The sequence below is a fragment of the Legionella anisa genome, assembly GCF_001467525.1.
GTDB lineage: Bacteria > Pseudomonadota > Gammaproteobacteria > Legionellales > Legionellaceae > Legionella > Legionella anisa.
Map to the genome: position 1 here is coordinate 237,275 of NZ_LNXS01000029.1, position 12,379 is coordinate 249,653.

Here is a 12,379-nt window from a genome sequence, read left to right on the forward strand (position 1 = left end):
GGGGAAATTATATAACAGTAAACTGTTTTTTAAGTTTGTGACTACTTCACTAGTAATCACCGTTGTCTTTTTGTTATTGCGTCCACTTGATTATTTTGATTTAAAAATGCATGCACTTTGGTCATGGTTTCGTCCCATGAGGGGAAATTGTGATAAGCAGCAAGTGAAGAAAAACTCATCTCTTGTAATAACTCTCGATTTTTAATTAATTTTATAATGTACTCCCTTAGCATGGTACTGTCACCAGGAGTGATTAAGAACCCGTTAATTGCATCATTTACAATCTCAGGCACACCGCCAGCATTTGTTGCAATGACTGGAATTCCCGCTCCCATTGCTTCCGTATAAACAATTCCGTAGCTTTCGAAATAAGAAGGAACAATGAGTACATGCTGTGAAAGGAGTTCTTTTTTTAAATTTTCAATATCAAGTAAGCCATGAACTTTTATATTGTCCTCTAGTTTTAAATAAGTAATCATCTTGAATATTTTTCGTGTATATCTCAAATCAAAATCAAGATCGCCAACAATAGATAATTGCCAAGAGTTATAATCTATTTGTGATAAAGCCTGGAGTAGGACATGCAGCCCCTTGTTATACAAAAGATTGCCAATAAAAATAATCATGAGCTTATTATTTTGGCATTTAAATTGGATGGTATCCCTTAGAATATCCAGTTGCAGGCGATCTTTACCAGGATAGGCGATCAATGAGTTATGGTTTTTTCCAATAATTTTCAAAATGGATTTTTCTGTGGAAATGCTATTGAAAATAAAACCGTTTACCGATTTAAGGTAGACACTCTCTATTTTTTTAGTGAGCCATTTCATCAAAGAATTTTGCAATGCATTTGCCTGTAAAAGATGAACAATGCTTATAATTGGAAAATTTCCTATTTCTTTTAGTTTTTTATTTAGAATAAATAATGAATTAAAATTCATTTCATCTTGTAAAAGAACATCAGGAGAAAATTCAATAATTTCGTGGATTAGTTTTTTCGAAAAATTATTGCCGATTAATCCCCAAAAATTCTTTTTCTTTTGCGAAAAAATCTTAACGGTGACACCTTGTGAACGTAAGTATTCAACGAGCTTATAATCATAAATATAGCCACCGGTAGTGGTAGTGATAGAGCCATAAAGAATTAATCCTACGCGCATTTAGGTTCTCTATAACTGGCTTGAGCAATATCATCTTCCCACAATCTAATTGTGATTTGACTGTCAATTGGGAGTTCAATGTGATTATTAAATTTTTGCCAGAGAATTTTAGAAAAAAGTTCGAGGCTCGGATTTTGGTTTTTAAATTCAGGAAGATCATTTAATATCTTATCCTGAAAATAAGATATTAAATGCTCGATGTGCGCTCTGACTTCAACAATATCAATCAGAAAATTGAACTGATCAAGCTTTGTATTTTCAATTTCCAGTTCAAAACTATAGTGGTGGGAGTGTCTTAAATTTTCTGCTCCAAAATCTTTCCCAATCAAAAAATGTTGTGCAATGAAATTTTTTCTTAGCATTAAATGATGCATCATTTACTCCCCATAGGTTAAAGTGATAAATAAAGTATCATGTGGATTAGAATCCAATAATTGATAGGCTTTATGCGCATCAGTAATATGAAATTTATGAGAAATGAACCGTTCTGGCTTTATTTTCTCTAACATTTTAAAAACAACTTCAAATCGGCGAACTTTTGTCCATCTTCCTTGTAGTTCAGAGGCAATCGTACTGACTTGACTTGCAATGACTTTAATTCGATTTCGATGGAAACGACCTCCTAAATCAATAGCACATGGTTTTCTTCCATACCAAGAGCCCAGAACGATGCGTCCTTCATATGCCGCAAATGAAATGGCGCTATTGAGTGCATCAGGATTACCTGTCAATTCATAAATAAGATCGATCGTGTTTGATTTTACATTTTTAAGGTAATTGGTCACTTGCACATGAAGATCCGTTTGGGAGGCATCAAAAGTATGTTTGGCTCCTAATTCCATACATAGGCTTCTTCTTTTTGCATGTAAATCAATCCCAAGAAGACTGGTTAATGGAAATTGGTGCAATAAAGCAGTAGTAAGAAGGCCTACGATTCCAAGTCCCAAAATAAGTACATTCTCTCCGATTAAAGGAGAACCATCTAATACCAGGTTTATTGCTGTTTCCATATTGGGTATAAATAATGCATCATAAGGAGATATGTGCTCCGGTAACACAATAATTTGTGTTTCCTTTGCGCAAAAATAACTTTCATGTGGGTTAAATACAAAGACCCATTGATTTAATAAATGATTTAATTGTCTATTACCTGTTTCAATTACTTTCCCAATAGAACAGTAACCGTATTTGAATGGGTAATTCAGTTTCTGTTTCAGCGAAGGAATTGTTTCATCCAGGCATAGTTCCGTTGGCATTAATCCGCGATAGAAAAGCATTTCTGTACCTGAGCTTATTCCTGAAATAATATTTTGAATCAACACTTCATCCGTTTTCGGCCTTGGAATAGATTCTTCTAAGACAGATACTTGCTTGGGTTGATTAAAATAGAGCACATGATTTTTCAAGTTAGATTCCTTTCTATATCTGCCATGATGATAATATCTTTGCCTAGTTTATACTGAAGTACATTTTTTAATTGAGGAAATCCCGGGTTTTCCTTAATTTCTTTTGATAGAACAGAAACTCCGCCGACAAAAATCGGAGCCACAGTAATGATTACCTTATCCACATGATTTTCATTAATGAAATTAGTAATAATGGCTCTTCCTCCTTCAACCATTACTGTTTTAATACCAAAAATAAATAATTTCTCCAAAGTTTGCTTTAGATCAATACAACCATCTGCAGTTGAATCCACTACAACAATTTTAGTGTTCATTTCTGTAAGTAATTTTTGTTTTTCAGGATTGGCTTGATTTGTTGTAAAAATGATAGGGGGATTGGAATTTTTTAAAATTCGCGCAGTTAAAGGAGTGCGGAGCTTACTGTCTAAAATGACGACTTGTGGATTTTTTCCTTTATAGTGGCGCACGGTGAGAAGAGGATCATCCGCAATAACTGTACCTACTCCAACCAATATTGCATCATTTTCGGAACGTAATTTATGGGTCATTACCAGCGATTCTTGAGAACTGAGCATGAGCCTTTTTTTTCGGTGAAATGAAATAGACCCATCCAGGCTTTGTGCGTAAGCCAAGGTCACTACAGGTTTTCTTTTTTTAAAAAAAGAGGAGCATTTTTCATACAATTCTTTCAGATCATTCTCTTCAAAAAAATGATTCATTTTTTGTTTTTTAGTTAACAAATAAAAAGCATTCTGAGGGTGAACAGAACCTTTTATAGGAACTCTTGAAGTAACATTCAAATGATACTGATTAAGCGCTTCTATTTTTTGGGGATTATTAGTAAGCAATCTCAGCGATTTAATCTGTAATTCTTTTAAAATATGAGCAGCCACCTCATAAGAGCGCTCATCTTCTTCATGACCTAGCGCGAGATTGGCGTCGACGGTGTCTTTTCCTTGATCCTGCAAATTGTAAGTATGCAATTTGTTAATTAAGCCGATTCCTCTTCCTTCTTGTCGGAGGTAAATAATGATGCCGCGGCCTTCAATAGCAATTTGACTCATGCTCATTTGCAGTTGTTCTCCGCAATCACAACGTAAAGAACCCAGAATATCGCCAGTCATACATTCTGAATGAATTCGCACTAAAATATCATCTGCATTGTTCACTGCTCCAAATGTGAGCAAAAGATGTTCCTTATCATCTTGATTCGTAGTAAATAGTGAAAGTTCAAAAGAACCATATTTTGAGGGAATTGCAGCAGAAACTTCTTTTTTTACAATGAGTTGATTATCCATAATCTAATCCTTAGACGGAATCTCCGGCTCTTATGTTTTTTAGTGCCTTTATAACTATAGTTCATTAAAAAAATGGGTCAAATTTTATCCAAAAAATTTATAAAATAATCATCTTAAGAAAAACTTACAAAAGGATGAGTGGCCAAAGTACTGTATAACCGGGTGTTAACCTTGTGCAGACTCTGTGTTATATGCTTCGTAAAAACCTCAATTAGTCATAATTATTTCTAATGTTAAATAATTGTACTTTTTTCAGGAAAATCAATTACCTAAAACTATAAAAAAGCAATACATGAATATAAAAATATGGAGTCGCTAAGATGTCCCAGATAACCGGTCGTGATATTTACTCACTTAAGGAATGGCAAACTATTTTGTTTTCTTCAAGTTATGATAAAGAAAATAGAGAGATTATTGAAATAACGGATGCAATAATATACGAGCCTTAATCTATCTTCTTTAAAGTTTTTAAAAATTTATTTGCAGAGATTTCCCCAACCAGTTTGAGCTTGCTGAGCTCATTGCCTTGAGCATCTAAAAATATAAAAGTGGGTGGGGCTACAACATGAAAATAATTAAGTAGCGCTTTATTGTCAGCATTATTTTGTGTGATATCAATTTTAATTACGCTAAAACGTGCTAAGGCCTCTTGTACACGAGGGTCTTTAAATGTAGTTGCTTCCATCACCTTGCAGGATGTACACCAGTCGGCATAAAAATCAAGCATTACCGGTTTGCCATGAGCATCTGCGATCGCTTGCTTTATTGTGCTTAAGTTCTGTTTTTGCTGCGTTTGGATAGGGGCTGCACTTGCTGGTTGGATTGTTAAGGGTTGTAGGGGATTTGTTGCACCCATGCTGGCGCCTACCAAAATCAAGAAACCATAGACCAGTAAAATAAGTCCCACCCCTTGGTTGAATTTTTCGCGATGTGTTGCAGAATACGTAAGAGCACCACTGTAAATTCCAGAAAAAATGAGTAAACACGCCCACAAGATCATGCTGATTAAAGGGGGTGTTATTCGAGAAACAAGCTCAATGGCAACGGCAATAAAAAAAATGCCAAACAGTGCCTTGATGGTGTTCATCCAGCTGCCTGTCTCCGGCAGCCATCTCCCTGCCGAAGTACCGATGAGAAGTAACGGTGTGCCCATCCCCAGGCCTAAAACGAACAATGTCAGACATCCTAAAAGAACATTTCCACTTTGGGCAATATAGGTTAATACTCCAATTAATGGGGCAGTAACGCAAGGTGAAAGAATTAAAGTAGATAAACAACCCATGATAGCAGCCCCAAGATAGTGGCCGCCTCGTCGATTGCTGGAACCGTGTATTTTCGCCTGCCAAGAATGAGGTAATTTGAATTCATAAAATCCAAACATGGATATGGCTAATAGGATAAAAATCAGGCTAAACACACCAATGGACCAGGTAGATTGCATACTGATTTGCAGATTGGCTCCAAGCAAGGCAACCACTGCACCGATGATTGAATAAGTAATTGACATGCTCAGCACATAACTCAACGAGAGAAAAAAGGCTTTGCTTGTTGTAATTTCCTTACCGTGGCCAATAATAATCCCGGATAAAACTGGAACCATAGGTAAAATGCAGGGGGTGAATGATAAAAGCAAACCAAAACCATAAAAAGTAAGCAGAATCAGGAACCAATTGTGGCTTAAAAAGATTTTAGTGACACTGTCATTTTGTGATTCTTCAGGGTCTGCTGTCTGGGTGCTCGAAGGTTGCCCCAGACTTACTTGCGCTAAAGCCAAATTCTCATCTATGGTGAGCTGAATTGTTTTCGTTTCTGGGGCATAACAAAAACCATCATCAGAACATCCCTGGTAATGCAAATCAATTAAGGCTTTTCCTGGTTTATTCCCTAAAACTCCAATAGGAATGGAAACTTGGTTGCGATAAACAGTATACTTATGCCCTTGTTTGTCAACTTTTTGTTCTGTAGGTGGGAAGCGCAAAGGGCCTAAGTGAACTGTATCGTTCGTGTTTGTTGTTAATTTAATACGATCACTGTAAAGAAAGTAATTAGGCTTTACCTGGAAATTGATAGCAAAAGTATTAGGATCAATTTTGTTTACATTAACACGGAATACTTCAGCAGCAGGAAGTGGGTTTGCATGTAGAGCAAAGGCAGTTATATAGCAAAATAACAGTAAAAACCATTTTCTCATTCTGAAACCCTTTATAATGCAGAGGAGTAAATACATATATGTAACTATATCAGAACATCATGGAGTGTGAATAAAATTAAAACTAAAATTTTTTTTATTTTTACCCTTGAAACTCTTTGTTTTGTCCCCATATGGCAGTCAGTAACATTGCAAATTGACTTTAAAGTTTAATTAATCAGGAGATAAAAGTATGAAAATTCGTCCTTTACACGATCGAGTTGTTGTTCGTCGTATGGAAGAAGAGCGTACCACAGCGGGTGGTATTGTTATTCCAGATAGCGCTACTGAAAAACCAATGCGCGGTGAAATCATTGCTATTGGCGCTGGTAAGATATTAGACAACGGTGACGTTCGTGCTTTAGCAGTAAAAGTGGGTGATATCGTTCTGTTTGGTAAATACTCAGGTACCGAAGTGAAAATCGACGGTAAAGAAGTGGTTGTGATGCGTGAAGACGACATCATGGGTGTAATTGAGAAGTAATCGTTTCATTAGGAGAGAGAGATAATGGCTAAAGAATTACGTTTTGGTGACGATGCGCGTCTACAAATGTTGGCTGGTGTTAATGCCTTGGCAGATGCAGTACAAGTAACTATGGGTCCACGTGGACGAAATGTAGTATTAGAAAAAGCTTATGGTGCACCTACTGTAACTAAAGACGGTGTGTCTGTTGCTAAAGAAATCGAATTTGACCAACGCTTCATGAATATGGGCGCTCAAATGGTTAAAGAAGTTGCTTCCAAGACTTCTGATACTGCTGGAGATGGTACTACTACAGCTACTGTATTGGCTCGTGCCATTGTAGTTGAAGGGTATAAAGCAATTGCTGCTGGCATGAATCCTATGGATCTGAAACGCGGTATTGACAAAGCAGTGACTGCAATCACCAAAAAATTACAATCAATGTCTAAGCCTTGCAAAGACAATAAAGCAATTGCTCAAGTAGGTACTATTTCAGCTAATTCTGATGAAGCAATTGGTTCTATTATTGCCAGCGCTATGGATAAAGTAGGTAAAGAAGGCGTTATTACTGTTGAAGACGGTAATGGTCTTGAAAATGAATTATCTGTTGTTGAAGGGATGCAGTTTGATCGTGGTTATATTTCTCCATACTTCATCAACAATCAACAAAGCATGACTTGCGAGCTTGAGCACCCATTCATCCTATTGGTTGACAAGAAAATCTCCAGTATCCGTGACATGTTGTCTGTATTGGAAGGTGTTGCAAAATCAGGCCGTCCATTATTGATTATTGCTGAAGATGTTGAAGGTGAAGCTTTAGCGACTCTAGTTGTTAACAACATGCGTGGCATCGTCAAAGTATGTGCTGTTAAAGCTCCTGGTTTTGGTGATCGTCGTAAAGCAATGTTGCAAGACATCGCAATCCTGACTCGTGGCGAAGTAATTTCTGAAGAAATTGGTAAGAGCTTAGAGCAAGCTACTTTAGAAGATTTGGGTACTGCAAAACGCATCGTAGTAACCAAAGAAAATACTACGATTATTGATGGTGAAGGTAAAGCCGCTGAAATCAATGCGCGTATTACTCAAATTCGTGCTCAAATCGAAGAAACTACTTCTGATTATGATCGTGAAAAATTACAAGAGCGTGTTGCTAAACTTTCTGGTGGTGTTGCGGTTATCAAAGTTGGCGCGGCTACTGAAGTAGAAATGAAAGAGAAAAAAGCTCGTGTTGAAGATGCATTACATGCTACTCGTGCTGCTGTAGAAGAAGGTATTGTAGCAGGTGGTGGTGTTGCTTTAATTCGTGCACAAAAAGCTCTGGATTCTTTGAAAGGCGACAATGACGACCAAAACATGGGTATCAACATTTTACGTCGTGCTATTGAAGCACCAATGCGTCAGATCGTATCAAATGCTGGTTATGAAGCTTCAGTAATTGTAAACAAAGTTTCTGAAAACAAAGACAACTACGGTTTCAATGCTGCGACTGGTGATTTTGGTGACATGGTTGACATGGGTATTTTGGATCCAACCAAAGTGACTCGTATGGCATTACAAAATGCTGCTTCTGTAGCAAGTTTAATGCTGACTACTGAGTGCATGATTGCTGATTTGCCAAAGAAAGATGAAGCTGCTGGTGATATGGGCGGCATGGGCGGAATGGGTGGTATGGGAGGCATGGGCGGCATGATGTAAGCCCCTCTCGTTCCCGACTCCTTTAAAAACCCGCCTTCATGGCGGGTTTTTTATTTATAGGATCTGACATTTCACTAACTTGAGCCAGTTTGCACAAAGTAATAGAAATGTAAACAGACTCTGGAATTTTTGCAATGTATCATCCACAATTATGGGAATTTATAAAGTCAGGAGTAATGATGGAAGCAATAATTAAAAAGTTGGAAGTGGTTTTGGCTGATACCTATGCCTTATATCTTAAAACACAAAATTATCACTGGCATGTTAAGGGTGCGCAGTTTAAAAGCTTGCATGAATTGTTTGAAATGCAATATAGAGCATTGGCGGAAGCTGTGGATGAAATCGCGGAGCGAATTTTAATTTTGGGTCATAAGGCTCCTGCTACATTTACTGTATTGAATCAATTAAAAACAATTCAAGACGGCAACTCCAATATTAATGCGAATCAAATGGTGAGCGAGTTGGCTCAGGACCATGGGATTTTGGTTAAAGATTTAAACAAAGCAGTTAAACTTGCTCAGGAACATGATGATGAAGGAACGGTGGCTTTACTCAGTGAACGTATTGCTGCTCATGAAAAAGCGCGATGGATGCTGAACGCCTCTGCTGCTTAGGATCTTCTTGTTGCAAATCGATATCTGTAGCCTGGGTGAAGCGAAGCGTAGCCCGGGTTATGGAAGCGTGATGTTTATCCAGAAACCCGGGTTACGGCTTCGCCTGCACCCAGGCTACAATACAGCTGTTATTTACTCTTCATCACTTCTTTTTCAGAGCCTTTTTTAATGACAATGATACTGATTCGTCGATTTTCAGGACTGAAAGGATCTTTGGTATTCAGAAGTAAAGTTGATCCAAAACCGGATACTCGAATCACTTTATCGGGGTCCAAACCTGCTTTAATCAAAGCACGCCGGGCAGCATTGGCTCTTTGGGTGGAGAGTTCCCAGTTGGTATATTCTAATTCATCTGGGTTATGGTAAGGATGGGCATCGGTATGTCCTTCAATGGTAATTTTATTGGGAACTCCCTTAAGTAGATTAGCAATCTGTGCAAAAAGCGGCTCCATCCCCGGGTTAAGTTTGTCTGAACCTACGTCAAACATGGGTTTTTTCTGATTATCGATTAATTGAATGCGTAATCCATTTTTTACTACTTCCATGATTAATTGATTTTTTAAACCAGAAAGAGAAGGATCTTGTTGGATACTTAAATTAATTTTTGATTTTAATTCTTCGAGTTTTTGTGTCTCATTTTCAGTTGATTGAATTACCTGAATGTTTTGGGGTGTTTTATTTGGTGCAGATGCCAGCTCGGTTTTAGAAACTTGACCATTGGTATCTTTAAGATTAGGTCCGCCACCCTTAAGATTAATTTGCTGATTACCCACGTTTTCACCACCAAAAAAAGTTATTTTCATGGGTTGTTTAAAATATTCGGAAATACCATCTTTTTGTGCTTTATTGAGTGACGCAATCAACCACATTAACAAAAAGAAAGCCATCATTGCTGTAACAAAATCTGCAAAAGCAATTTTCCATGATCCCCCATGTAGTTTGTGCTTATTCCTTTTTATTTTTCGAATTATAGGGGTTGGACCAGTTCTTCCTTTATCGCTGTTTTCATTCATACTGTAACCTCATTAGCTCGGTGTAGCCTCAGCAGCAGAGTTTTCTCCAGAGCTGGATGAGGAAGTCGCTGGTTTGGAATTTTTAATTTCTTCATTGAGCTGGGTGAAGGAAGGTCGTTGGGCAGAAAACAAAACTTTACGTCCAAATTCAACAGCAATAATAGGTGGATTATTGTGCAGACTCGCTAATATTGTGGCTTTTATACAGTGCAGCAACAATTGAGTCTGATTGGCATGATGTTCCATTGCTGAAGCTACAGGCCCCACAAATCCATAACCAATTAAAATACCTAAAAAGGTTCCTACAAGAGCATGAGCAATGAGTACTCCAAGTTGGGGGGGCGGTAAATTAATCGATTCCATCGTATGAACCACGCCAAGAACTGCAGCAACAATACCGAAAGCAGGCATAGCGTCCGCGAGTTTTGCTAAGGCATTTGCCGGGATCATTTCTTCTTCATGATGCGTTTCAATTTCCATATCAATTAACGCTTCGAGTTGAAAAGGTTGTATGTTCGAAGTAATGATCAATCTTAAGTAATCGCAAATGAACTCAATGATATGATGGTTTTTCATGAGTGAAGGATAAGCATTAAAAATAGGACTTTCTTCGGGGTTTTCAATATCTGTTTCTAATGACATCAGTCCATGTTGGCGCGCCTTATTCAACAGATTGTATAATAGGCCTAATAGGTCACTGGAATTTTCCTTAACTGATTTTTCACCTCGAAAAACTTTAGGTAATGCTTTTAATAGTGATTTTAATACCGTAGCACTGTTCGCAACAATAAGCGATCCGATTGCTGCGCCACCAATGATAAGCAATTCTATGGGTTGAAAAACCGCCGCAAGATGACCTCCAGCGAGCGCGAATCCACCAAAAACACAGAGTAATATAACTATATAGCCTATTAGAATTAACATTTATATTCGATCTCCAAGTCCTTTTTTAAATCGTTTAAATCCTTTATTTATGACAATCCTGAACAACACGACCGTAAGACAAAGTGAGATCCGTTTAATAAAGATAGGCTGATGAGCGATATGGCAACAAAGTATTAGCTCTGGATTATCTCGTTCCCCTTTAGGGCCATAGCCTGCTTCATCAAGAGCATCCAAAACACCTACTTGATAGGCGCCTAAAGCGCCTACGCCTTGAAAGCTGCAAGCAATATGATGATGCCGCTGTTTTTGGGGTTTAGCTTTATTCGTCCGAGCCATAGGACTTACTCCATGAACCATCCATGACTAACGATTAAGGATTGACCTGTAAGGGCATTTGATTCAAACGAAGCAAAAAATAAAGCAGTTTGCGCCACATCGTCCGTGGTAGTGAACTCTCCGTCAACTGTATCCTTAAGCATGACATTCTTAATGACTTGTTCTTCAGTGATTCCTAACTCTTTAGCTTGTTCAGGAATTTGTTTATCAACTAAAGGCGTACGTACGAAGCCTGGGCAAATGACGTTTGCTCGTACATTATGGGCTGCCCCTTCTTTGGCAACTACTTTACATAGACCAATCAAACCATGCTTTGCTGTGACATAAGGCGCTTTCAGTTTAGAGGCTTCTTTGGAGTGGACTGATCCCATATAAATAATACTTCCTCCTTTACCGGAGGCATACATATGTCTTAATGCAGCGCGTGTCGTTAAAAAAGCGCCATCCAACTGAATGGATATTAATTTTTTCCAATCAGAAAAAGCCAATTGTTCTACAGGGCTAATAATTTGTATTCCTGCATTGCTGACCATAACGTCAACGCCACCAAAGTATTTAGCTACATCATCCACACCTTTATCAACTTCTTTTTCATCGGTGACGTTCATGGCGACCGCCATAGCCTCTCCACCTTTTGACTTGATTTCTTCAGCCGCACTCTTGGCTTGCTCCAGATTGAGATCAGCAATAGCAACTTTAGCACCTTCTTTTGCATAGACTAAAGCGATTTCTTTACCTATTCCACTGGCAGCTCCGGTGATTATTGCTACTTTGTTTTTTAAACGCATGATTAACAGTCCTTGTATTATTTTGAGTGAATGATCAATCGCTTACGATTAATCTAAAAATTCTTTTAAAAGTATAGCAATGGAAATTTGATATTGCCTATTTTCACTAAGATTTTTTATCTTCTCTCTTTTACATGAAATATGCTTGGCTTAACTGATTAAAATTTAAAACCCTTAACCTCTTTTGCGGTTAAGGGTGTATTTATTTGTATTGCTATTAGTAATAGTAATAAGGACGATAGTAAGGACCATAGTAACCCGTACGATAGTAATATCGTCTATCTTGCTGTTGACCGATTGTATTTCCTATCAGTGCCCCAGCTCCTGCACCAATTATTGTCCCTACAGCACTACCTCCGGTCGCAGCATATCCTATGCCCGCTCCTGCAGCACCGCCCGCGGCAGTACCTACTTGAGCACCAGTACAACCCCCGAGCATCAATGCCGATAAGCTAACAAAAAAAACGGGAGCGATAATTTTTTTCATAGTGAACTCCTTTTTATAGTTTTCAGGATTCCTGCGTTGATAAAGC

14 protein-coding genes are annotated in these 12,379 nt (G+C 38.0%); 4 read left to right on the top strand and 10 right to left on the bottom strand.

Features of this window, described 5'->3' with window-relative positions:
* Positions 1-56: 56 nt before the first annotated feature.
* From Lani_RS10245 to ribA, 4 genes are read right to left on the bottom strand one after another with little or no spacing between them, the layout of a single operon-like run.
* A complete protein-coding gene (locus Lani_RS10245; protein ID WP_019234803.1) occupies positions 57-1,160 on the bottom strand; it encodes a glycosyltransferase family 4 protein in 1,104 nt (367 codons plus the stop codon).
* The gene (locus tag Lani_RS10250) at positions 1,151-1,537 is read right to left on the bottom strand and encodes a 6-pyruvoyl trahydropterin synthase family protein (protein ID WP_019234804.1); all 387 of its coding nucleotides are present in this window, start codon (positions 1,535-1,537) and stop codon (positions 1,151-1,153) included. The genes Lani_RS10245 and Lani_RS10250 overlap by 10 nt, the downstream gene beginning before the upstream one ends.
* The gene (locus tag Lani_RS10255) at positions 1,538-2,566 is read right to left on the bottom strand and encodes a zinc-dependent alcohol dehydrogenase (RefSeq protein ID WP_019234805.1); all 1,029 of its coding nucleotides are present in this window, start codon (positions 2,564-2,566) and stop codon (positions 1,538-1,540) included.
* The gene (gene ribA / locus Lani_RS10260) at positions 2,563-3,864 is read right to left on the bottom strand and encodes a GTP cyclohydrolase II (protein ID WP_019234806.1); all 1,302 of its coding nucleotides are present in this window, start codon (positions 3,862-3,864) and stop codon (positions 2,563-2,565) included. The genes Lani_RS10255 and ribA overlap by 4 nt, the downstream gene beginning before the upstream one ends.
* A gap of 320 nt (positions 3,865-4,184) precedes the next feature.
* Between ribA and Lani_RS21030 the strand changes: the two genes are divergently transcribed.
* Entirely contained in the window at positions 4,185-4,313 is a 129-nt protein-coding gene (locus Lani_RS21030) for a hypothetical protein (RefSeq protein ID WP_019234807.1), read from the top strand.
* Here Lani_RS21030 and dsbD read toward each other — a convergent pair.
* Positions 4,310-6,055 carry a protein-disulfide reductase DsbD gene (gene dsbD / locus Lani_RS10265; RefSeq protein ID WP_019234808.1) on the bottom strand — a complete coding sequence of 582 codons (1,746 nt, stop codon included), beginning with the start codon at positions 6,053-6,055 and terminating at the stop codon, positions 4,310-4,312. The two genes, Lani_RS21030 and dsbD, sit on opposite strands and share 4 nt — an antisense overlap.
* A 190-nt stretch (positions 6,056-6,245) precedes the next feature.
* Here dsbD and groES point away from each other — a divergent pair, with 190 nt between their 5' ends.
* From groES to Lani_RS10280, 3 genes are all read left to right on the top strand, one after another.
* A complete protein-coding gene (gene groES, locus Lani_RS10270; RefSeq protein WP_019234809.1) occupies positions 6,246-6,536 on the top strand; it encodes a co-chaperone GroES in 291 nt (96 codons plus the stop codon).
* A 24-nt stretch (positions 6,537-6,560) separates the two neighbouring features.
* Positions 6,561-8,210, top strand: a complete 1,650-nt coding sequence (groL, locus tag Lani_RS10275) for a chaperonin GroEL (protein ID WP_019234810.1) — start codon at positions 6,561-6,563, stop codon at positions 8,208-8,210.
* Between the two features lie 179 nt (positions 8,211-8,389).
* Positions 8,390-8,824 (top strand): Dps family protein, encoded by a 435-nt coding sequence (locus Lani_RS10280; protein ID WP_019234811.1) that lies wholly within the window; start codon positions 8,390-8,392, stop codon positions 8,822-8,824.
* A gap of 128 nt (positions 8,825-8,952) precedes the next feature.
* Here Lani_RS10280 and motB read toward each other — a convergent pair whose 3' ends face one another.
* The 5 genes from motB to Lani_RS10305 form a co-directional block, all read right to left on the bottom strand.
* Positions 8,953-9,837 carry a flagellar motor protein MotB gene (motB, locus tag Lani_RS10285; protein ID WP_019234812.1) on the bottom strand — a complete coding sequence of 295 codons (885 nt, stop codon included), beginning with the start codon at positions 9,835-9,837 and terminating at the stop codon, positions 8,953-8,955.
* Positions 9,838-9,849: 12 nt separating this feature from the next.
* Complete coding sequence (gene motA, locus Lani_RS10290) at positions 9,850-10,761, bottom strand: flagellar motor stator protein MotA (RefSeq protein ID WP_019234813.1); 912 nt, start codon at positions 10,759-10,761, stop codon at positions 9,850-9,852.
* Positions 10,762-11,058: a hypothetical protein gene (locus tag Lani_RS21175; RefSeq protein WP_019234814.1), complete on the bottom strand. Its 297-nt coding sequence runs from the start codon at positions 11,056-11,058 to the stop codon at positions 10,762-10,764.
* A gap of 5 nt (positions 11,059-11,063) precedes the next feature.
* A complete protein-coding gene (locus Lani_RS10300) occupies positions 11,064-11,846 on the bottom strand; it encodes a 3-hydroxybutyrate dehydrogenase (protein ID WP_019234815.1) in 783 nt (260 codons plus the stop codon).
* A 217-nt stretch (positions 11,847-12,063) separates the two neighbouring features.
* On the bottom strand, positions 12,064-12,333 hold the full coding sequence (locus Lani_RS10305) for a glycine zipper domain-containing protein (RefSeq protein WP_019234816.1): 270 nt from the start codon (positions 12,331-12,333) through the stop codon (positions 12,064-12,066).
* Between the last annotated feature and the right edge of the window lie 46 nt (positions 12,334-12,379).

Bases quoted from the DNA above. Each gene is read 5' to 3' on its own strand.
- Lani_RS10245 (WP_019234803.1), bottom strand. From the start codon at position 1,160: ATGCGCGTAGGATTAATTCTTTATGGCTCTATCACTACCACTACCGGT.
- Lani_RS10250 (WP_019234804.1), bottom strand. From the start codon at position 1,537: ATGATGCATCATTTAATGCTAAGAAAAAATTTCATTGCACAACATTTT.
- ribA (WP_019234806.1), bottom strand. From the start codon at position 3,864: ATGGATAATCAACTCATTGTAAAAAAAGAAGTTTCTGCTGCAATTCCC.
- Lani_RS21030 (WP_019234807.1), top strand. From the start codon at position 4,185: ATGTCCCAGATAACCGGTCGTGATATTTACTCACTTAAGGAATGGCAA.
- dsbD (WP_019234808.1), bottom strand. From the start codon at position 6,055: ATGAGAAAATGGTTTTTACTGTTATTTTGCTATATAACTGCCTTTGCT.
- groES (WP_019234809.1), top strand. From the start codon at position 6,246: ATGAAAATTCGTCCTTTACACGATCGAGTTGTTGTTCGTCGTATGGAA.
- groL (WP_019234810.1), top strand. From the start codon at position 6,561: ATGGCTAAAGAATTACGTTTTGGTGACGATGCGCGTCTACAAATGTTG.
- Lani_RS10280 (WP_019234811.1), top strand. From the start codon at position 8,390: ATGGAAGCAATAATTAAAAAGTTGGAAGTGGTTTTGGCTGATACCTAT.
- motB (WP_019234812.1), bottom strand. From the start codon at position 9,837: ATGAATGAAAACAGCGATAAAGGAAGAACTGGTCCAACCCCTATAATT.
- motA (WP_019234813.1), bottom strand. From the start codon at position 10,761: ATGTTAATTCTAATAGGCTATATAGTTATATTACTCTGTGTTTTTGGT.
- Lani_RS21175 (WP_019234814.1), bottom strand. From the start codon at position 11,058: ATGGCTCGGACGAATAAAGCTAAACCCCAAAAACAGCGGCATCATCAT.
- Lani_RS10300 (WP_019234815.1), bottom strand. From the start codon at position 11,846: ATGCGTTTAAAAAACAAAGTAGCAATAATCACCGGAGCTGCCAGTGGA.
- Lani_RS10305 (WP_019234816.1), bottom strand. From the start codon at position 12,333: ATGAAAAAAATTATCGCTCCCGTTTTTTTTGTTAGCTTATCGGCATTG.